We start from the raw sequence: 18,411 nt of genomic DNA, 5'->3' as shown, positions 1-18,411 counted from the left end.
TCCGTTACTTCTTCTTGCCTTCCTTGCGGAAGATGAATTCGCCAACATACTTCACGCCCTTGCCCTTGTAGGGCTCCGGCGGGCGATAGGCGCGAATTTCGGCTGCGACCTGGCCGACGCGCTGGATGTCGCTGCCCGTCACCGTAATTTCGGTCGGCTTCGGCACGGCGATCGTGATCCCTTCCGGGATCGGATAGATCACGTCGTGGCTGTAGCCGAGCGCGAGCTGCAGGTTCTTGCCCTGCATCGCGGCGCGGTAACCGACGCCGGTGATCTCGAGCTTCTTCTCGAAGCCCTTGGTGACGCCTTCCACCAGATTCGCGACCTGGGCGCGAGCGGTGCCGTACAGCGCCCGCGCGCGGTTGGTCTCGGCCCGCGGCTTGACCTTGACCTGGCCGTTCTCGAGCTTCACCTCGACGTCGTCATGGACGATAAACTGAAGCTGGCCCTTCGGCCCCTTCATCTTGACGGTCTGCCCATCGACGGTCGCGGTAACGCCCGACGGCACCGTCACAGGCTTTTTGCCAACACGTGACATGGATCAAAAATCCTTCTCAGAACACCGTGAAGAGGACTTCACCGCCCACATTCGCGTCGCGCGCGCTGTGGTCGGCCATGATCCCCTTCGGCGTCGACAACACCGAAATACCGAGCCCATTGTTGACGCGCGGCAGAGCCTTCACCGAGGCGTAGACGCGACGTCCGGGCTTGGAGACCCGCTCGATCTCGCGGATGACGGGCTCGCCGTCGAAATACTTCAGCTCGATCTCGATCTCGCTGCGGCCCGAGGAGTGCTCGACCGTGGCGTAACCACGGATATAGCCCTCGCTCTTCAGCACCTCGAGCACGTTCTCGCGCATCTTCGAGCCAGGCGTGGAGACCTTGGTCTTGGAGCGCATCTGCGCGTTGCGGATGCGGGTGATCAGATCGCTGATTGGATCGTGCGTAGACATCAAAACGATCCTCCTTACCAGCTCGACTTCACGAGGCCCGGGACCATACCCTTGGAGCCAAGTTCACGAAGCGCGATACGGGACAGCTTGTTCTTGCGATAGTTCGAGCGCGGGCGGCCCGACAGCTCGCAACGCAGACGGATGCGGGTCGCCGACGAGTTGCGCGGCATTTCCGCCAACTTCAACGTCGCAGCGAAGCGCTCCTCCATCGGCAGCTTCTTGTCGGCGATGATCGCCTTCAACCGCTCGCGCTTGGCGGCGGCGTTCTTCACCATCCGCTTGCGCCGGTTGTTCTTCTCGATTGAACTCTTCTTTGCCATGCTTGGCTCCTGGGTATCCGCGTTTGAGAGGCTTTACGTCAGCGTCTCACTGCCGGAACGGGAAATTGAAAGCGGTCAACAAGGCCCTCGCCTCTTCGTCGGTCTTGGCCGTGGTGCAGACGGTGATATCCATACCGCGGGCTTCCGTGACCTTGTCGAAGTCGATCTCGGGGAAAATGATGTGCTCCTTGATGCCGAGCGAGTAGTTGCCACGGCCGTCGAAGCTCTTCGGGTTCAGGCCGCGGAAGTCGCGGACGCGCGGCAGCGCGACCGTCACCAGGCGATCGATGAACTCGTACATGCGGGCCTTGCGCAGCGTGACCTTGCAGCCGATCGGCTGGTTCTCACGCAGCTTGAAGGTCGCGATCGCGATGCGCGAATAGGTCACGATCGCCTTCTGGCCGGCGATCTGCGTCAGTTCGGCAGCGGCATTCTCAGCCTTCTTGCGATCGTTCACGGAATCGCCAACGCCCATGTTCAGCACGACCTTGTCCAGCCGCGGAACCTGCATGACGTTCTCGTAACCGAACTTCTCGGTCATCGCGACGCGGATCTTCGCGTCGTATTCCGCGCGCAGGCGCGGCACGTAAGCTGTGTCAGCCATCGATCTCAGCTCCCGAGCTCTTGGCGATGCGGACCTTCTTGCCGTCCGCCTGAATCTTGAATCCGATGCGCGTCGGCTTTCCGTCCTTGCCGAGATACGCGATATTGGACAGTTGGATCGGCGCCTCTTTCGAGATGATGCCGCCCTCCTGGTTCTGGGTCTGCTTCTGGTGGCGCTTCACCATGTTGATGCCACGCACCAGAGCCGTGCCGGCGTCCGGGCGCACCTCGAACACCTCGCCGGTGCGGCCCTTGTCGCGGCCGGTCAGCACGACGACCTTGTCGCCCTTGCGGATCTTCGCAGCCATCACAGCACCTCCGGCGCGAGCGAAATGATCTTCATGTGGTTCTTGGCGCGCAGCTCGCGCGGCACGGGCCCGAAGATACGGGTACCGACCGGCTCGGCCTGGTTGTTGATCAGGACCGCGGCGTTGCGGTCGAAGCGGATGACCGAACCGTCGGGGCGGCGGATGTCCTTGCGGACACGCACCACGACGGCCTTCATCACGTCGCCCTTCTTCACCTTGCCACGCGGAATCGCTTCCTTGATCGACACGACGATGATGTCGCCGATGGTGGCGTAGCGGCGCTTGGAGCCTCCGAGCACCTTGATACACATGACACGGCGTGCGCCAGAATTGTCGGCCACGTCGAGGTTGGTCTGCATCTGAATCATTGATGCACCTCGTCCTCTTTCTCTTTTGCGCCAGCCTGGCCAGCGCTCAACATTTCCCTGAAGTCAGTCGGCTAAGTGCCGACAACTCAGGCGCTTTTCTTGTGTTCGCCCCGGATCACGACCCAGCGCTTCAACTTCGAAATCGGCTTCGATTCCTCGATCCACACCACGTCGCCCGGCTTGAACTGGTTGTTCTCGTCGTGCGCGTGATAGTTCTTCGAACGGCGGATCGTCTTCTTGTAGATCGGGTGCGTGAAGCGGCGATCGACGCGCACCACGATGGTCTTGGCTTGCTTGTCGCTGACGACCACGCCCTGCAAAGTACGTTTCGGCATCTTCGTAAGCCTCTTACTTCTTCTTCGCGCGCTGCTGCGCGGCGACGGTCTTGATCCGGGCGATGTCACGGCGGGCCTCGCGCAAGCGCGAGGTGTTCTCGAGCTGCCCGGTGGCACGCTGGAAGCGCAGATTGAAGCGCTCCTTCTTCAGGTTCAGGACGGCGTCGTCCTGCTGGTCGGGGCTCATCGCGCGGATGTCTTCGATCTTCATCTGGGCCATGGCCATTACTCCGCAATGCGCTCGACGAAGCGCGTCTTGATCGGCAGCTTGGCAGCAGCCAAGGTCAGCGCCTCGCGCGCAGTCTGGTTGTTGACGCCGTCGATCTCGAACAGCACCCGGCCCGGCTTGACGCGCACGACCCACAATTCCGGCGAGCCCTTGCCGGAGCCCATGCGGACTTCGGCCGGCTTCTTCGACACCGGAACGTCGGGGAATACGCGGATCCAGACGCGGCCGGCGCGCTTCATGTGGCGGGTCAGCGCGCGGCGGGCGGCCTCGATCTGGCGCGCGGTGACGCGCTCAGGCTCGGTCGCTTTCAGGCCGAACTGGCCGAACGCCAACGTCGCGCCCGAAGACGCAACGCCGTGGATGCGGCCCTTATGCGCCTTCCGGAACTTCGTTTTCTTAGGTTGCATCATGGCTTTAAGCCCTCAAATTCCTGTGCTGGCTCAGGCCGCAGCGTCGCGACGCTGCCGGCCGCCACCGCTGCCACCACCCTCGCCTTCGGCCATTCTCTTGTCCTGGGCCATCGGATCGTGCTCGAGGATCTCGCCCTTGAAGATCCAGACCTTGACACCGCAGGTGCCGAAGGTCGTGAACGCGGTCGCGACGCCGTAGTCAATGTCGGCGCGCAGCGTGTGCAGCGGCACGCGACCTTCGCGGTACCACTCCATGCGCGCGATTTCCGCACCGCCCAGACGACCCGAGCAGTTGATGCGGATGCCTTCCGCGCCGAGACGCATCGCCGACTGCACGGCGCGCTTCATGGCGCGGCGGAACGCAACGCGGCGCTCGAGCTGCTGCGCGATCGATTCGGCGACCAGCGTCGCATCGAGCTCCGGCTTGCGGATCTCGACGATGTTGATCACGACGTCCGACGAGGTGATGTCGGCCACCTTCTTGCGCAGCTTGTCGATGTCGGCGCCCTTCTTGCCGATCACCACGCCCGGACGGGCCGAGTGGATGGTGACGCGGCACTTCTTGTGCGGACGCTCGATCACGATGCGGGCGACGGCCGCCTGCTTGAGCTCCTTGTGCAGGATCTCGCGGATCTTGACGTCCTCATGCAGCAGCTTGCCGTATTCCTGCTTGCCGGCGAACCAGCGGGAATCCCAGGTCCGGTTGATGCCGAGACGCAGACCGATCGGATTGATCTTTTGACCCATCGTGTTCTCCTGCGCCCCTTAAGCGGCTGCTTCGGCTTCGACCTGACGAACGATGATCGTCAGCTGCGAAAATGGTTTGTAGACACGGCCCGAGCGACCACGGCCGCGGGCGGCAAAGCGCTTCATCACCAGCCCGTTGCCGACGAAGGCCTGCGCCACGACGAGATCGTCGACGTCGAGGTCGTGATTGTTCTCGGCGTTGGCGATAGCCGATTCCAGGCACTTCTTCACGTCCACCGCGATCCGCTTGCGCGAAAACTGCAAATCGGCGAGCGCAGCAGACGCCTTGCGGCCGCGAATAAGCTGGGCCACCAGGTTGAGCTTCTGCGGGCTCACCCGCAGCATCCGGGCGACCGCCTTGGCCTCGTTGTCGGCGAGGCTCCGTTCGCGCTTAGGTTTGCTCATGACTTAATCCTCAAGCCTTCTTGGCTTTCTTGTCGCCGGAGTGGCCATGGAAGGTCCGGGTCGGCGAGAACTCACCGAACTTGTGACCGACCATTTCCTCGTTGACCGCCACCGGCACGTGCTTCTGACCGTTGTAGACGCCGAAGGTCAGGCCGACGAACTGCGGCAGGATGGTCGAGCGACGGCTCCAGATCTTGATGACGTCGTGACGGCCGGACGCACGCGCCGCATCTGCCTTCTTGAGCAGCGACGCTTCGACGAACGGGCCTTTCCAGACTGAACGAACCATGTCCGGCGTTCCTTACTTCTTCCGCTTGTGGCGGCTTAGGAGAATGAATTTGTTGGTCGACTTGTTGGTGCGGGTCTTCTTGCCCTTGGTCGGCTTGCCCCACGGGGTGACCGGGTGGCGACCGCCCGAGGTACGACCTTCACCACCGCCGTGCGGATGGTCGATCGGGTTCATGGCAACACCGCGGTTGTGCGGGCGACGGCCCATCCAGCGCTTGCGACCGGCCTTGCCGATCGAGGTGTTCATGTGATCCGGGTTCGACACCGCGCCGATCGTGCCGCGGCAACGGCCGTGCACCAGGCGCTGCTCGCCCGAGTTCAGGCGGATGATCACGTAGTCCTGGTCGCGACCGACGAGCTGGGCGTAGGTGCCGGCCGAACGCGCGAGCTGGCCACCCTTGCCGATCTTGGTCTCGATGTTGTGGATGATCGTGCCGACCGGCATGTTGCCCAGCGGCATGACGTTGCCCGGCTTCACGTCGACATAGTTGCCGGCGATGATGGTGTCACCCACCGCCAGGCGCTGCGGCGCCAGGATGTAGGCCTGCTCGCCGTCCTGGTACTTGATCAGCGCGATGAAGCCGGTGCGGTTCGGGTCATACTCCAGCCGCTCGACGGTGGCGGGGACGTCGATCTTCTCTCGCTTGAAGTCGACGGTGCGCAGCGTCTGCTTGTGACCGCCGCCGCGGAAGCGCACGGTGATGCGACCGGTGTTGTTGCGACCGCCCGAGGACTTCTTGCCTTCGGTGAGCGCCTTGACCGGCTTGCCCTTGTAGAGGGCCGAACGATCGACCATGACCAGCTGGCGCTGGCCCGGCGTCGTGGGGTTGAATGTCTTCAGTGCCATCGTCGTAGGACCTTACAGACCGGTGGTCACGTCGATCCGATGACCCTCTTCGAGGGTCACGATCGCGCGCTTGGTGTTCGACTGCGAGCCGAGATTGCCGCGGAAGGCCTTGACCTTGCCCTTGCGGACCAGCGTGTTGACGCTCTTGACCTTGACGTCGAACAGCTTCTCGATCGCTTCCTTGATCTGCGGCTTGGTCGCCTTCGCGGCCACCTTGAACAGAACCTTGTTGTGCTCCGAGGCGATCGTCGCCTTTTCGGTCACGACCGGCGACAGGATCACGTCGTAGTGGCGAGCCTCGATGTTCTTCGTCATTTGAAGCGCGCCTCCAGCGCATCGATGGCGGCCTTGGTCAGAACGAGCTTCTGACGGCGCAGGATGTCGTAGACGTTGATGCCCTGGATCGGCAGCACATCCATGTTCGGGATGTTGCGGGCCGCCGCGGCAAAGCCCTGGTTCAGCTCGGCGCCGTCGATGATCAGCGCGTTCGTCAGGCCCAGCCCCGAGAAGTGGCCGAGCAGCGCCTTGGTCTTGGCGGCCTCGAGCGCGGCCTTCTCGATCACGACGAGATCACCGTCCTTGGCCTTGGCCGACAGCGCATGCTTCAGCGCGAGCGCGCGGACCTTCTTCGGCAGGTCGGAGGCGTGCGAACGCACCACCGGGCCGAAGGCACGGCCGCCGCCACGGAACTGCGGCACGCGGGCCGAGCCGTGACGAGCACCGCCGGTGCCCTTCTGCTTGTACATCTTCTTGCCGGTGCGCCAGATCTCGGCGCGACCCTTGGCCTTGTGGGTGCCAGCCTGACGCTTGTCGAGCTGCCACTTCACGCAGCGCGCGATGATGTCCTCGCGCGGCTCGAGGCCGAAAATGGCGTCGGAGAGCTGGACGGAGCCGGCTTCCTTGCCCTCAAGGGTCGTGACTTTCAGTTCCATCTCACGCACCCTCCTGCTGGGCCGCAGCCTCGGCTTCGCCGCCGGCAACCTTGAACTTGCCGGGCTTCGGAGCTTCCTTCGGCAGCGGCTTCTTGACGGCGTCGCGCACGCGGATCCAGCCGCCCTTGGAGCCGGGAACGGCGCCTTCGACCAGGATCAGGCCGCGCTCGACATCGGTCTGGACGACGCGAAGATTGAGCGTGGTGATGCGGTCGACACCCATGTGGCCGGGCATCTTCTTGTTCTTCCAGGTCTTGCCGGGATCCTGACGGCCGCCGGTCGAACCGATCGATCGGTGCGAGATCGACACACCGTGCGTGGCGCGCAGACCGCCGAAGTTCCAGCGCTTCATACCGCCGGCAAAGCCCTTACCGACCGAGGTGCCGGTGACGTCGACGAACTGGCCGACGACGAAGTGATCGGCCAGGATCTCGGCGCCGACCGGGATCATGGCATCCGCGGAGACGCGGAATTCCTCGACCTGCCGCTTCGGCTCGACCTTGGCGACTGCGAACTGGCCGCGCTCAGCCTTGGGCATGTACACGGTCTTACGGGTGCCGGCGCCAAGCTGGAGCGCGACATAACCGTTCTTCTCTTCGGTGCGGTGGCCTACGACCTGGCAATTGCCGAGCTTCAGCACGGTCACGGGGATATGTTCACCGGTCTCCGTGAAGACCCGCGTCATCCCGACCTTTTGTGCGATCACTCCGGAGCGCATCGGCTTGCTTCCTGTTCTTTCTGTCCGCTTTCGCGAACGGGATCCAAAAATCTTAGAGCTTGATCTCGACGTCGACACCGGCGGCCAGGTCGAGCTTCATCAAAGCATCGACGGTCTGCGGGGTCGGATCGACGATGTCGAGCAGACGCTTGTGGGTGCGCATCTCGAACTGTTCGCGGCTCTTCTTGTCGACGTGCGGCGAACGGTTGACGGTGAACTTCTCGATGCGGGTCGGCAGCGGAATGGGTCCGCGAACCTGCGCGCCGGTGCGCTTCGCCGTATTCACGATCTCACGCGTCGACGTATCGAGGATACGATGGTCGAACGCCTTGAGACGGATGCGAATATTTTGGCCGTTCATTGCCGTGGTCTTTCTTCAAACAGAGTGGCGAATAGCGAATAGCGAATGCTGCCATCCGCTACTCGCCAATCTCTAGTCTCGTAATTACTCGATGATCGAGGCGACGACGCCGGCGCCGACGGTACGGCCGCCTTCGCGGATCGCGAAGCGGAGCTTCTCTTCCATCGCGATCGGCACGATCAGGTGCACTTCCATCGCGATGTTGTCGCCCGGCATCACCATCTCGGTGCCTTCCGGCAGGTGCACGACACCGGTCACGTCGGTGGTGCGGAAGTAGAACTGCGGACGGTAGTTGGTGAAGAACGGGGTGTGGCGGCCGCCCTCGTCCTTGGTGAGGATGTAGGCCTCAGCCTTGAACTTGGTGTGCGGCTTGACCGAACCGGGCTTGCAGAGCACCTGGCCGCGCTCGACTTCCTCGCGCTTGGTGCCGCGGAGCAGCGCGCCGATGTTGTCGCCGGCCTGGCCCTGGTCGAGCAGCTTGCGGAACATTTCGACGCCGGTGACGGTGGTCTTGGTCGTCGCACGCAGACCGACGATCTCGATTTCGTCGCCGACCTTGACGATGCCGCGCTCGACACGGCCGGTCACCACGGTGCCGCGGCCCGAGATCGAGAACACGTCTTCGACCGGCATCAGGAACGGCTGGTCGATCGGACGCTCCGGCTGCGGGATGTACTCGTCGACGTTGCGCATCAGCTCGAGGATGGCGTCGTGGCCGAGCTTCTTGTCGGAGTCTTCGAGAGCGGCCAGCGCCGAGCCCTTGATGATCGGGATCTTGTCGCCGGGGAATTCATACTTCGAGAGCAACTCGCGGACTTCGAGCTCGACGAGCTCGAGCAGCTCCGGATCGTCGACCATGTCGCACTTGTTGAGGAACACGACGAGCGCGGGCACGCCGACCTGGCGGGCGAGCAGGATGTGCTCGCGGGTCTGCGGCATCGGGCCGTCAGCGGCCGACACGACCAGGATCGCGCCGTCCATCTGGGCAGCGCCGGTGATCATGTTCTTCACGTAGTCGGCGTGGCCGGGGCAGTCGACGTGCGCGTAGTGGCGGTTCTTGGTCTCGTACTCGACGTGCGCCGTCGAGATGGTGATGCCGCGCGCCTTCTCTTCCGGCGCCTTGTCGATCTGGTCGTACGCCGTGAACGTCGCACCACCGGTTTCAGCGAGGATCTTGGTGATCGCCGCGGTCAGCGACGTCTTGCCATGGTCGACGTGACCGATGGTGCCGATGTTGCAGTGGGGCTTGTTACGTTCAAACTTTGCTTTGGCCATTTGACTCTCCGTTCAATCGTCAGCTCGAGACCGACGACAATCAGGCAAACTTCTTCTGGACTTCTGCCGACACGTTAGCCGGCGCTTCTGCGTAGTGGTCGAACTGCATTGTGAAGGTCGCGCGCCCCTGGCTCATCGAGCGCAGGTTGTTCACGTAACCGAACATGTTCATGAGCGGCACCATCGCGTTGATGACGTTGGCGTTGCCGCGCATGTCCTGACCCTGGATCTGACCGCGCCGAGAATTCAGGTCGCCGATGACCGAGCCGGTGTAGTCTTCCGGCGTCACCACCTCGACCTTCATGATCGGCTCGAGCAGAACGGACTTGCCCATCTGCAGCGCTTCACGGAAGCAGGCGCGCGAAGCGATTTCGAAGGCGAGCGCCGACGAGTCGACGTCGTGGTACTTACCGTCGACGAGCTGCACCTTGACGTCGACCACGGGGAAGCCCGCGACCACGCCGGAGGAGAGCACGCTCTCGAGGCCCTTCTCGACGCCGGGGATGTACTCCTTCGGCACCGCGCCGCCGACGATCTTCGATTCGAACTCGAAGCCCTTGCCGGCTTCGTTCGGCTCGACGATGAACGACACGGCCGCGAACTGGCCGGTACCGCCGGTCTGCTTCTTGTGGGTGTAGCTGTGCTCCACCTTCTTGGTGATGCGCTCACGGAACGCCACCTGCGGCGCGCCGATGTTGGCGTCGACCTTGTAGGTGCGCTTGAGGATATCGACCTTGATGTCGAGATGGAGTTCGCCCATGCCCTTGAGAATGGTCTGGCCGGACTCGTGGTCGGTCGACACGCGGAAGGACGGATCCTCCGCGGCGAGCTTGGCGAGCGCCACGCCCAGCTTCTCCTGGTCGGCCTTCGACTTCGGCTCGATCGCGATCTCGATGACCGGCTCGGGGAATTCCATCTTCTCGAGGATCACCTGCTTGTCGGGATCGCACAGCGTGTCGCCGGTGCGCGCTTCCTTCAGGCCGGCCAGCGCAACGATGTCGCCGGCATAGGCTTCCTTGATGTCCTCGCGGTTGTTCGCATGCATCAGCAGCATGCGCCCGATCCGCTCCTTCTTCTCGCGGGTCGAGTTCACGACGCCGGTGCCCGACGAGAGAATGCCCGAATAGATGCGGCAGAAGGTGATGGTGCCGACGAACGGGTCGTCCATGATCTTGAACGCGAGCAGCGCGAGCGGCTCCTTGTCGTCCGCCTTGCGCACGACTTCGTTGCCCTTGTCGTCGGTGCCCTTGATCGCGGGCACGTCGAGGGGCGATGGCAGGTAGTCGACGACGGCGTCGAGCAGCGGCTGCACGCCCTTGTTCTTGAAGGCCGAGCCGCACAGCACGGGATAGAACGCGCCGGTAAGCACGGCCTTGCGGATCAGCCTCTTCAGCGTCGCCTCGTCCGGCTCCTTGCCGTCGAGATAGGCGGCCATGGCGTCGTCGTCGAGTTCGACGGCGGCTTCCACCATCTTCTCGCGGTATTCCTTGGCCTGGTCGACGAGGTCTTCCGGAATGTCGACATAGTCGAACTTCGCGCCGAGAGCTTCATCGTTCCAGATGACGCCCTTCATCTTCACGAGGTCGACGAGACCCTTGAAGTTGTTCTCGGCGCCGATCGGAAGCTGGATCGCGACGGGCTTGGCGCCGAGGCGATCGACGATGTCGGACAGACACTTGAAGAAGTCCGCACCGATCTTGTCCATCTTGTTGGCGAAGACGATGCGCGGAACCTTGTACTTGTCGCCCTGGCGCCAGACCGTCTCGGTCTGGGGCTCGACGCCCTGGTTCGAGTCGAGCACGCAGACGGCGCCGTCGAGCACGCGGAGCGAACGCTCGACCTCGATGGTGAAGTCGACGTGGCCGGGCGTGTCGATGATGTTCAGGCGCTTGCCGGCCCAGAACGCGGTGGTCGCAGCGGAGGTGATCGTGATGCCACGCTCCTGCTCCTGCTCCATCCAGTCCATCGTCGCGGCACCTTCGTGCACTTCGCCGATCTTGTGGCTCTTGCCGGTGTAATAGAGGATGCGCTCGGTCGTCGTGGTCTTGCCGGCGTCGATATGCGCCATGATACCGAAGTTACGGTAGTCCTCGATGGCATGTTGGCGGGGCATGGGTCGTTCCTTGCGAGTCCGTTAGGTGTCGCCGTTACCAGCGATAATGCGAGAAGGCGCGGTTGGCTTCGGCCATCCGGTGCACGTCTTCGCGCTTCTTGACGGCGTTCCCCCGGTTATTCGATGCGTCCAAGAGCTCCGCCGAGAGCCGCTCGGTCATCGTCTTCTCGTTGCGCTCGCGGGCAGCGGCGATCAGCCAGCGAATGCCCAGTGCCTGCCGGCGGGTCGAGCGGACCTCGACCGGGACCTGATAGGTCGCGCCGCCGACGCGGCGGGAGCGCACCTCGATCGTCGGCATCACGTTCTCGAGCGCCTGCTCGAACACGCCGAGCGGGTTCTGCTTGGTCTTGGTTTCGATGATGCCGAACGCACCGTAGACGATGCCTTCCGCGACCGACTTCTTGCCGGCGTACATCACCGAGTTCATGAACTTGGTGACGATGATGTTCCCGAACTTCGGATCGGGAAGGACTTCGCGCTTTTCAGCAGAGTGGCGACGAGACATGGACGAGGTTCCCGCTTACTTCGGACGCTTGGCGCCGTACTTCGAACGACGCTGCTTACGGTTCTTGACGCCCTGGGTATCCAGCACGCCGCGGAGGATGTGGTAGCGCACGCCGGGCAAGTCCTTGACGCGGCCGCCGCGGATCATGACCACCGAGTGCTCCTGGAGGTTATGGCCCTCGCCGGGGATGTAGCCGATCACCTCGAAGCCATTGGTCAGGCGCACCTTGGCAACCTTACGAAGCGCCGAGTTCGGCTTCTTCGGGGTCGTCGTGTAGACGCGGGTGCAAACCCCACGCTTCTGCGGCGACTGCTGCAGCGCCGGCACCTTCTTGCGCGACTTCTGCACTTCACGCGGTTGAGCGATCAGCTGGTTGATCGTCGGCATCCTGGCCTTACCCTTTGTTCTGCCGCGGTCCCTTTCGGGCCCGCAAATTCTTCTTCCGGACTACCCGCCCGATGGGGCCGCCTGGCGCGGAAGAACCCGCGCAAAGCGAAATTGCGCCAACCGCTCCATTACCGAGCGGAAAGCGCTTCGACGCCACAGAGGACCGCAGTCTTAGGACCGATCAGCGTTGAGCCGAAGGCCGCGTACCGAGGTCATGCATCCGAGTTTGATCTCAAGAGAACGAGCTCTAGAGAACTAAAATCGCACTGGCATTGCCTAGCTATGATCGACAGCGTTTGAGCGGCATTCGTCGAGGTTGGTGCCCGCTTTATGATCCCAAAAGGATCAGGCGGGTGGCCCGTTCCGACGTTGGCGATGCTCACCGCCTGTCGTTAAGTGACGCGCTTTCTATAAGTGGGAATCACCTGAGTCAAGGCGAAACCACAGCAAGCGAAGGGCTTCTCGCGCTTAAAGAATTAGCTCGTTCGGCGCCCTCGCCGCTTCGCTGATTAGGTTCCCGCACCTCGTTCCGCCAGCCCCAAAGCTAATTTATACCCGGGCAAAATATACTTTTATGGCGCCCGCTAAGGTTTTCTTTCCTGTTCGTGCGGCAGGGTGCCGCACCGGAGCGGAGAAATACCGATGCGGTATATCGATATTGCGATCATCGGCGGGGGGATGGCCGGCTCCGCCGCCGCCGCAATGCTGGGTCGCGCCGGCGTCCAGGCCGTCCTCATCGACCCCCACACCGAGTATCCGCCCGACTTCCGGGTCGAGAAAATCAGCGGTGACGCCCAGCTCGAGCGATTCTGGCGGACCGGAATCGCAGAATCAGTGCTGCGCCGTGCCACGTTTTGCGGTGAGAACTGGATCGCGCGATTCGGCCACCTGCTCGACAAGGCGCCGAGCCGGCAGTTCGGCTTCCGCTACGAGTCCTTCGTCAACGCGATCCGCGCGGAAATCCCCGAAACGATCGAGCAGGTCTGCGCCAAGGCGCTGTCGATCGCGACGAGCCCCGACCGGCACAGGATCACGCTCTCCAATGACGAGGTCGTCTCCGCCCGCCTCGTCGTCCTCGCCAATGGCTTGAACGTCGGCCTGCGCCACCAGCTCGGCATCGAACGCGAGATCGTCAGCGCCTGCCATTCGATCTCGGTCGGATTCGACATCGTGCCGGTCGGGCGCACCTCGTTCGATTTTCCGGCGATGACGTATTTCTCCGAGCGGCCGAGCGACCGCGTCCCCTACATCTCACTGTTTCCGATCGGCACGCGGATGAGGGCAAACCTGTTCGTGTACCGCGCCTTCGACGATCCCTGGCTGCGCGATCTGCGGCAAGCGCCGATCGCGACCCTGAACGCCGCCCTGCCGCGCCTGTCGCGCATCACCGGCACTTTCGACATCGCAAGCGAGATCAGGATTCGTCCCGTTGATCTTTATGTGCACCGGGCCTGCCGCCAGGCCGGCATCGTGCTGGTTGGCGATGCCTTCGCGACCTCCTGCCCCGTCGCTGGCACCGGCGCCGACAAGGTGTTCACCGACGTCGAACGGCTCTGCGGGGTGCACATCCCGGCCTGGCTTGCGACCGAGGGCATGGATGAGGACAAGATAGCCGCCTTCTACGACGACCCGATCAAGCGGGCCTGCGATGCCTGGTCGGCGGCCAAGGCATTCGACTTCCGTGAAGTGTCGCTCGCAACGAGCCCCTACTGGACGGCGCAGCGCTGGGCGCGCTTCGTGGCCTGGTTTGCCCAAGGTGCGGTCCGGCGGGCAACGCGACTGATTGACCTCGAGCCGAACTTCCTCGGTCACTCCTCGTCGCCATCCTCCTCGTCGTCCTCGTCATCATCATCGTCGTCGCTGTCGTCGTCATCGACCTGAGCCGCGCCGCCATGCGGCTGGTGGATCTGGTCGTCCCACAGCTTGCGATAGGTGCCGTTCCTGGCGAGCAACTCGGCGTGCGAGCCGCGCTCGATGGCGCGGCCGCCTGAAATCACGATGATCTCGTCCATCTCGACGACCGAGGTCAGACGGTGAGTCGACCAGATCATGGTGCGGCCCTTGGCGACCTTCAGCAGCGTGCGGTTGATCGCAGCCTCGGTCGTCTGGTCGAGCGCCGAGGTCGCTTCGTCCAAGAGCAGCACGGATGGATTGCGGATGATCGCGCGCGCGATCGCGAGGCGCTGGCGCTGGCCGCCCGACAGCGTATCGCCGCGCTCGCCGACCGGCGTGTCGTATTTCTGCGGCAGGCTCATGATGTAGCGGTGGATCTCGGCCTTCTTCGCAGCCTCGGCCACCTCCTCGTCGGTCGCGCCCTCCTTGCCGAGCCGGATGTTCTCGCGGATCGACATGTTGAACAGCATGTTCTCCTGGAACACCACCGCCATGCTCCGGCGCAGCGAATCCAGCGTCACTTTCCGCACATCGACGCCGTCGATGGTGACGCGGCCTTCGTCGGGCACGTAGAGGCGCAGGATCAGATTGAGCAGCGTGCTCTTGCCCGAGCCGCTGGGCCCGACGATCGCGATGCTCTTGCCGACCTTGAGCTTGAGGCTGAGATTGTCCAGCACCGGCGTCTGGCTGCCTTCGTACTGGAAGGTGACATGATCGAAGGTGATGTCGTTGGTAATGCGCGGCAGATCCGGCGCGCCGGGACGATCGGCGCCCCGCGTCGGCTCATCCAGCAGTTCCTGGATATGGCGCACGGCGGCGGCCGAGGAGATCGACACCGGAATGAAGTGCATCACATGGGCGATGTTGTAGGAGACCTCCCAGAACGCGCTCTCGAAGGTGACGAAGGTGCCGATGGTGATCTGCCCCTTGGTCGCAAGATAGGCGCCGATTGCGAGCACCACGAGGTGCAGCAGCAGGACCGAGATCGTGACCGTTCGTTCCACCATGGTCGAGAGGAATGCGGCCGAGGCGATCCGGTTGCGGGTCTCGTCGTTGCGGAAGGCGAAGAAGCCGAACATCTTGCGCTGGAGGCTGAACGCCTTGATCACGGCCTGCGCCGCCACGTTCTCCTGCACCATGCCGAGCAGCCCGCTTTCGTTGAGCTTCTGCTCGTAATTCGCCTGCACCGCCTTCGGGGTGAGGATGCGCGGCCCGATCAGCGTGATCGGAAACACCAGGAGCGCAACCACGGCGAGCTGCCAGTTCAGGAACAGCAACAGGATGATGCCGGCGATCAGCTCCATGAACGGCAGTGCGGCGCTGTTGACGAATGTCTTGACCGAGCCTTCGAAGGCCGAGAGGTCGACGGAGAAGCGCGACAGGATCTCGCCGCGCTTGGTGCGGCCGAAATAGGCGGCCGGCAGGTCCTGCACATGCTCGAACAGCCGCTTGCGCACGTCGGAGATGATGCAGGCCGCGAGCCGCGCGTCCCAGCGCTCGTACCAGACCGCGACGATCGAGGTGAAGATGCCGGCGACCGCGAGCACGCCGAGGATTTTGTAGAGCGCCTGAAAATCCTCCTCGCCGAGCGCGTCGTCGATCAGGAATTTCAGGCTGAGCGGCATGATGACGTTGAACAGCGTCTCGATCAGGACGCCGAACGACACGAAGGCCAGGATCCGCTTGTAGTTGGAGAGGTAGGGCTTGACGAAGCCCAAGATGGTCGCGAGCGCGCCGGCGGCTTCGCGCGCGGTAAAGACAACGAGATCCTCGTCCTCATCGTCATCGTCGAGGTCGAGCAGTTCGTCCTCGCCCTCCTCGTCGTCTTCATCGACAGCCGCGTCCGACTTGCCGGCAGGCGCGAGCTTGTCCTTCAGCTCACCCACGTCACCGGCGGTCGCGAGCTTGGGTTTGTCCGACGAGAGAGGCCTTTGCGCCATGAAACCAACCGATGCTGACGGCCGGCATGACCGCAGAAAAATCGAGGGGAATAGCGGGGACCCGCTATGCCGTCGATTCTATGCGATCAGAATGAATTCGGCAAAACAATTGGCGAATTCGTCTGTCCTGGTTCTTCCGCGTCACAAGCACTCCCTCCCTCATCCGGAGGAGCCCGCGCAGCGGGCGTCTCGAAGGATGGTTACGGGCGAGATACGGGCCTTCATGGTTCGCCCGGCGATGCGCAGCATCGTCCGGAGATGCGCGTTCCGCGCTCCTCACCATGAGGGGCCTGTAACACAACAAGACTAGTCGTCGTCCTCGACCTTGTCGAAGAAGGAATAGCGCAAGCTGTCGGCGTCAGCGTACCACTGCCCCGGCCCCTTGTTGGCGGCGAGCGTCGTCGCCCACAGCGCATCGGTGCAGTCGTTGCGATGCATCGACAGGTCGAACCCGTTGCCGAAGAACAATTCCGACCATTCCCACCAGGTACCGAGCTTCTTGACCCCGCGCAGGAGGTCGTAGCGGTCGATCAGGCCAGGCGCCATGTCGGAGGTGATCGAGCCGAACACGAGGCCCGTCTTGACCACGCGGTTCAATTCCCTGATCGCGCGGACGACCTGCTTCTCGGAGACGTGGCAGAGGCTGGTCTCGAACACGAAATCGAACGCGCCGTCCTTGAACGGCAGGTCCGCGATCGATCCGAGCTTGTTGTACTTCTTGAGCGCCTTCGGCGTCCTGGCGTGGATGGTGCGGTTGTTCTCGATGCCGAAGGCGTCGATCCCGCGCTCGCGCAGCGCGCCGACGAGTTCGCCGCTGGCAGAGCCGGCCACCAGCAGCTTGGCGCCCTTCGCCTTGCCCCAGACGATGCCGATGAGCTTCGTCAGATAGTCTGGGTCGGTGAACTGGCGCCACGCTTCGCCATAGGGGCCCTGACCGCGATAATTGTCGAAATAGTCGCGGTCGATCTTGTCGGACAGCGGTGTCTCGCTCTGGCTGCGCGCGCGGCGCAGGCGCATCATCTCGGTCAGGATGATGTCGGTCGCAGCGTCCGAGGAGTCGAGCAGACCGTTCAGCGTCGAATCGAACAGATAGTCGCCGACCACGACGATGCCGGGATGCTCCTTCGGTTCCGGCCGGTGATTGGTCATGACGTCGCGCACGGGCAAACCGCCCGGCAACGCGTTCACCGAAGACAGCCAGCGGTGGATCTTGCCCTCCATGAAATGCGCACGCGCATCGCCGAGCGCAGCCGGCAGCGATTTCAGCGCGGCGTCGATCAACTCCTGATCGGAGAGATTGGCAAAGGCCAGCGCATCGGAGCCCGGAATGAGCCAGTTCAACACGCCGTGCTTGCCGACGTCGTGGCGGGCGCCCTCATTGTAGACGCAGCAGCCGCCGAAGGCTTCGGACATGAACCAGGCGCCGGGGATCTTGTCGCCCCAGAACGGGGTATCGAACAGGATCGAGACGCGCAGGTAATGCGCGGGACGGTCGAAATAGGAGACGTGCTTGACCATCGACTTGCGGAGCTGCTCGCCTTCCCAGCCGAGCGTGGCGAGCCAGGAATGCGGCAGGCAGACCAGCACGAGGTCGAAGTCGCGCGTCTCCGGCCCCTTGCCGTTCATCATCTTGAGTTGGTAGCGCCCGGTCGGCGCCTTGCCGACGGCGAGCACGCGATGATTGAGCTGGATGTCGGCGTTGACCTCCGACTGGAGACACTCGACGAGCTGCTCGTTGCCGTTCTGGATGGAATAGAGGCCGATATAGCCGTCGATATCCATCAGGTAATTCTTGAGTGCGTTGAGGCCGTTGGTGTTGTGGCTCTCGGTCGCGATGTCGGAGCGCGCCATCACCTTGAAGAAGCGTTTTGCCGTTTCGTCCTCGACCTCCTCGTCGAGTACCTGTTCGGCGGTCTTGTAGGCCCAGGGGTTCTCGTTGTCGTGCGCGCCGACGCCTTCGTAATACTCGATCGGCGACATCGCCTCTGCGCAGCGCTCGCGGAACGCCTCGATTGCGGCCGCGGTCTTGGCGCCGTACTTGCGGCGCATGCCGGTCACGTCGTTCAGGAGTTCGCCGCCGAACTGGACCTGCTCGGCGTCCATCGGAATGGTCTGAAGCCCGAAATGCTGGATCAGTTCCCGCAATGGATCCGGGCCGGTCATCGAGTAATCGTAGATCTCGGCAACGCCCGCCTCGTACATCGCAGGCGCCGAATCGAATTTGCGCGTGACGATCTTGCCGCCGAGCCGATCGGAGGCCTCATAGATGGTGATGCGGCAGAGATCGCCGAGTTTGCGCTTCAGATACCAGGCGCTCATCAGCCCGCCGGGGCCGCCGCCTACGATTGCGAGGTCAAGCATGTCAGTTCCGTGGTCTCCGGCCGCCCCCCGTGTCGGGACCACCGGTCTAAGCTCTCTTAACAGAAGCGCTTTTTTGGCTGAAGGAAAGATGAACAAACGTCGTCCCTGCACCG

General features: G+C 63.2%; 24 protein-coding genes. 1 reads left to right on the top strand and 23 read right to left on the bottom strand.

What is annotated here, in order from left to right:
* Positions 1–4 precede the first annotated feature (4 nt).
* From rplF to rpsL, 21 genes are all read right to left on the bottom strand, one after another.
* Complete coding sequence (gene rplF / locus Q2941_RS34155) at positions 5–538, bottom strand: 50S ribosomal protein L6 (protein ID WP_027520950.1); 534 nt, start codon at positions 536–538, stop codon at positions 5–7.
* A 16-nt stretch (positions 539–554) separates the two neighbouring features.
* A complete protein-coding gene (rpsH, locus tag Q2941_RS34150) occupies positions 555–953 on the bottom strand; it encodes a 30S ribosomal protein S8 (RefSeq protein ID WP_027520951.1) in 399 nt (132 codons plus the stop codon).
* Between the two features lie 14 nt (positions 954–967).
* The gene (gene rpsN, locus Q2941_RS34145) at positions 968–1,273 is read right to left on the bottom strand and encodes a 30S ribosomal protein S14 (protein WP_027520952.1); all 306 of its coding nucleotides are present in this window, start codon (positions 1,271–1,273) and stop codon (positions 968–970) included.
* Positions 1,274–1,319: 46 nt separating this feature from the next.
* Positions 1,320–1,877 carry a 50S ribosomal protein L5 gene (gene rplE, locus Q2941_RS34140; RefSeq protein ID WP_035661041.1) on the bottom strand — a complete coding sequence of 186 codons (558 nt, stop codon included), beginning with the start codon at positions 1,875–1,877 and terminating at the stop codon, positions 1,320–1,322.
* Entirely contained in the window at positions 1,870–2,184 is a 315-nt protein-coding gene (gene rplX, locus Q2941_RS34135) for a 50S ribosomal protein L24 (protein WP_027520954.1), read from the bottom strand. The genes rplE and rplX overlap by 8 nt, the downstream gene beginning before the upstream one ends.
* Positions 2,184–2,552 (bottom strand): 50S ribosomal protein L14, encoded by a 369-nt coding sequence (gene rplN / locus Q2941_RS34130; RefSeq protein WP_027520955.1) that lies wholly within the window; start codon positions 2,550–2,552, stop codon positions 2,184–2,186. Before rplN ends, rplX begins: the two co-directional genes overlap by 1 nt.
* A gap of 86 nt (positions 2,553–2,638) precedes the next feature.
* On the bottom strand, positions 2,639–2,887 hold the full coding sequence (rpsQ, locus tag Q2941_RS34125; protein ID WP_027520956.1) for a 30S ribosomal protein S17: 249 nt from the start codon (positions 2,885–2,887) through the stop codon (positions 2,639–2,641).
* A gap of 13 nt (positions 2,888–2,900) precedes the next feature.
* Positions 2,901–3,107, bottom strand: a complete 207-nt coding sequence (gene rpmC / locus Q2941_RS34120) for a 50S ribosomal protein L29 (RefSeq protein ID WP_027520957.1) — start codon at positions 3,105–3,107, stop codon at positions 2,901–2,903.
* Between the two features lie 5 nt (positions 3,108–3,112).
* On the bottom strand, positions 3,113–3,526 hold the full coding sequence (gene rplP / locus Q2941_RS34115; protein WP_027520958.1) for a 50S ribosomal protein L16: 414 nt from the start codon (positions 3,524–3,526) through the stop codon (positions 3,113–3,115).
* 30 nt (positions 3,527–3,556) lie between these two features.
* Entirely contained in the window at positions 3,557–4,273 is a 717-nt protein-coding gene (gene rpsC, locus Q2941_RS34110) for a 30S ribosomal protein S3 (RefSeq protein WP_027520959.1), read from the bottom strand.
* A gap of 18 nt (positions 4,274–4,291) precedes the next feature.
* Positions 4,292–4,678, bottom strand: coding sequence for a 50S ribosomal protein L22 (rplV, locus tag Q2941_RS34105; protein ID WP_008549264.1), 387 nt, complete (start codon positions 4,676–4,678; stop codon positions 4,292–4,294).
* Positions 4,679–4,688: 10 nt separating this feature from the next.
* Positions 4,689–4,967 carry a 30S ribosomal protein S19 gene (rpsS, locus tag Q2941_RS34100; RefSeq protein WP_008963465.1) on the bottom strand — a complete coding sequence of 93 codons (279 nt, stop codon included), beginning with the start codon at positions 4,965–4,967 and terminating at the stop codon, positions 4,689–4,691.
* A gap of 12 nt (positions 4,968–4,979) precedes the next feature.
* The gene (gene rplB / locus Q2941_RS34095; RefSeq protein WP_027520961.1) at positions 4,980–5,813 is read right to left on the bottom strand and encodes a 50S ribosomal protein L2; all 834 of its coding nucleotides are present in this window, start codon (positions 5,811–5,813) and stop codon (positions 4,980–4,982) included.
* 12 nt (positions 5,814–5,825) lie between these two features.
* Entirely contained in the window at positions 5,826–6,128 is a 303-nt protein-coding gene (locus tag Q2941_RS34090) for a 50S ribosomal protein L23 (protein ID WP_027520962.1), read from the bottom strand.
* Positions 6,125–6,745, bottom strand: coding sequence for a 50S ribosomal protein L4 (rplD, locus tag Q2941_RS34085; RefSeq protein ID WP_027520963.1), 621 nt, complete (start codon positions 6,743–6,745; stop codon positions 6,125–6,127). Before rplD ends, Q2941_RS34090 begins: the two co-directional genes overlap by 4 nt.
* A gap of 1 nt (position 6,746) precedes the next feature.
* Positions 6,747–7,463, bottom strand: a complete 717-nt coding sequence (gene rplC / locus Q2941_RS34080) for a 50S ribosomal protein L3 (RefSeq protein WP_027520964.1) — start codon at positions 7,461–7,463, stop codon at positions 6,747–6,749.
* Between the two features lie 52 nt (positions 7,464–7,515).
* Positions 7,516–7,824, bottom strand: a complete 309-nt coding sequence (gene rpsJ, locus Q2941_RS34075; protein WP_002712302.1) for a 30S ribosomal protein S10 — start codon at positions 7,822–7,824, stop codon at positions 7,516–7,518.
* 84 nt (positions 7,825–7,908) lie between these two features.
* On the bottom strand, positions 7,909–9,099 hold the full coding sequence (gene tuf, locus Q2941_RS34070; RefSeq protein WP_027520965.1) for an elongation factor Tu: 1,191 nt from the start codon (positions 9,097–9,099) through the stop codon (positions 7,909–7,911).
* 40 nt (positions 9,100–9,139) lie between these two features.
* Positions 9,140–11,212, bottom strand: a complete 2,073-nt coding sequence (gene fusA / locus Q2941_RS34065; protein WP_027520966.1) for an elongation factor G — start codon at positions 11,210–11,212, stop codon at positions 9,140–9,142.
* A 34-nt stretch (positions 11,213–11,246) separates the two neighbouring features.
* Positions 11,247–11,717, bottom strand: a complete 471-nt coding sequence (gene rpsG / locus Q2941_RS34060; RefSeq protein WP_035709569.1) for a 30S ribosomal protein S7 — start codon at positions 11,715–11,717, stop codon at positions 11,247–11,249.
* A gap of 15 nt (positions 11,718–11,732) precedes the next feature.
* Complete coding sequence (rpsL, locus tag Q2941_RS34055; protein WP_007603006.1) at positions 11,733–12,104, bottom strand: 30S ribosomal protein S12; 372 nt, start codon at positions 12,102–12,104, stop codon at positions 11,733–11,735.
* A gap of 642 nt (positions 12,105–12,746) precedes the next feature.
* Here rpsL and Q2941_RS34050 point away from each other — a divergent pair.
* Positions 12,747–13,985 (top strand): FAD-dependent monooxygenase, encoded by a 1,239-nt coding sequence (locus Q2941_RS34050; protein WP_458195172.1) that lies wholly within the window; start codon positions 12,747–12,749, stop codon positions 13,983–13,985.
* On the opposite strand, the gene Q2941_RS34045 is transcribed toward Q2941_RS34050, so the two are convergent.
* Positions 13,913–15,937 (bottom strand): ABC transporter ATP-binding protein, encoded by a 2,025-nt coding sequence (locus Q2941_RS34045; protein WP_254113122.1) that lies wholly within the window; start codon positions 15,935–15,937, stop codon positions 13,913–13,915. The two genes, Q2941_RS34050 and Q2941_RS34045, sit on opposite strands and share 73 nt — an antisense overlap.
* Positions 15,938–16,243: 306 nt before the next feature.
* A complete protein-coding gene (locus Q2941_RS34040; protein ID WP_458195171.1) occupies positions 16,244–18,298 on the bottom strand; it encodes an FAD-dependent oxidoreductase in 2,055 nt (684 codons plus the stop codon).
* Positions 18,299–18,411: the final 113 nt, after the last annotated feature.

This window comes from Bradyrhizobium sp. UFLA05-153 (assembly GCF_054185185.1).
Note: the sequence above shows the minus strand (reverse complement) of the source record. Positions and strands in the feature narration are given on the sequence as shown.

What these genes read in the sequence shown, in the direction of transcription:
- rplV (WP_008549264.1), bottom strand. Translation starts at nt 4,678, where the DNA reads ATGAGCAAACCTAAGCGCGAACGGAGCCTCGCCGACAACGAGGCCAAG.
- fusA (WP_027520966.1), bottom strand. Translation starts at nt 11,212, where the DNA reads ATGCCCCGCCAACATGCCATCGAGGACTACCGTAACTTCGGTATCATG.
- rplN (WP_027520955.1), bottom strand. Translation starts at nt 2,552, where the DNA reads ATGATTCAGATGCAGACCAACCTCGACGTGGCCGACAATTCTGGCGCA.
- Q2941_RS34090 (WP_027520962.1), bottom strand. Translation starts at nt 6,128, where the DNA reads ATGACGAAGAACATCGAGGCTCGCCACTACGACGTGATCCTGTCGCCG.
- rpmC (WP_027520957.1), bottom strand. Translation starts at nt 3,107, where the DNA reads ATGGCCCAGATGAAGATCGAAGACATCCGCGCGATGAGCCCCGACCAG.
- rplP (WP_027520958.1), bottom strand. Translation starts at nt 3,526, where the DNA reads ATGATGCAACCTAAGAAAACGAAGTTCCGGAAGGCGCATAAGGGCCGC.
- tuf (WP_027520965.1), bottom strand. Translation starts at nt 9,099, where the DNA reads ATGGCCAAAGCAAAGTTTGAACGTAACAAGCCCCACTGCAACATCGGC.
- rpsN (WP_027520952.1), bottom strand. Translation starts at nt 1,273, where the DNA reads ATGGCAAAGAAGAGTTCAATCGAGAAGAACAACCGGCGCAAGCGGATG.
- rpsQ (WP_027520956.1), bottom strand. Translation starts at nt 2,887, where the DNA reads ATGCCGAAACGTACTTTGCAGGGCGTGGTCGTCAGCGACAAGCAAGCC.
- rpsS (WP_008963465.1), bottom strand. Translation starts at nt 4,967, where the DNA reads ATGGTTCGTTCAGTCTGGAAAGGCCCGTTCGTCGAAGCGTCGCTGCTC.
- Q2941_RS34040 (WP_458195171.1), bottom strand. Translation starts at nt 18,298, where the DNA reads ATGCTTGACCTCGCAATCGTAGGCGGCGGCCCCGGCGGGCTGATGAGC.
- rplB (WP_027520961.1), bottom strand. Translation starts at nt 5,813, where the DNA reads ATGGCACTGAAGACATTCAACCCCACGACGCCGGGCCAGCGCCAGCTG.
- rplE (WP_035661041.1), bottom strand. Translation starts at nt 1,877, where the DNA reads ATGGCTGACACAGCTTACGTGCCGCGCCTGCGCGCGGAATACGACGCG.
- rpsC (WP_027520959.1), bottom strand. Translation starts at nt 4,273, where the DNA reads ATGGGTCAAAAGATCAATCCGATCGGTCTGCGTCTCGGCATCAACCGG.
- Q2941_RS34045 (WP_254113122.1), bottom strand. Translation starts at nt 15,937, where the DNA reads ATGGCGCAAAGGCCTCTCTCGTCGGACAAACCCAAGCTCGCGACCGCC.
- rplX (WP_027520954.1), bottom strand. Translation starts at nt 2,184, where the DNA reads ATGGCTGCGAAGATCCGCAAGGGCGACAAGGTCGTCGTGCTGACCGGC.
- rpsH (WP_027520951.1), bottom strand. Translation starts at nt 953, where the DNA reads ATGTCTACGCACGATCCAATCAGCGATCTGATCACCCGCATCCGCAAC.
- rplD (WP_027520963.1), bottom strand. Translation starts at nt 6,745, where the DNA reads ATGGAACTGAAAGTCACGACCCTTGAGGGCAAGGAAGCCGGCTCCGTC.
- rpsG (WP_035709569.1), bottom strand. Translation starts at nt 11,717, where the DNA reads ATGTCTCGTCGCCACTCTGCTGAAAAGCGCGAAGTCCTTCCCGATCCG.
- rplF (WP_027520950.1), bottom strand. Translation starts at nt 538, where the DNA reads ATGTCACGTGTTGGCAAAAAGCCTGTGACGGTGCCGTCGGGCGTTACC.
- rpsL (WP_007603006.1), bottom strand. Translation starts at nt 12,104, where the DNA reads ATGCCGACGATCAACCAGCTGATCGCTCAACCGCGTGAAGTGCAGAAG.
- rpsJ (WP_002712302.1), bottom strand. Translation starts at nt 7,824, where the DNA reads ATGAACGGCCAAAATATTCGCATCCGTCTCAAGGCGTTCGACCATCGT.
- rplC (WP_027520964.1), bottom strand. Translation starts at nt 7,463, where the DNA reads ATGCGCTCCGGAGTGATCGCACAAAAGGTCGGGATGACGCGGGTCTTC.
- Q2941_RS34050 (WP_458195172.1), top strand. Translation starts at nt 12,747, where the DNA reads ATGCGGTATATCGATATTGCGATCATCGGCGGGGGGATGGCCGGCTCC.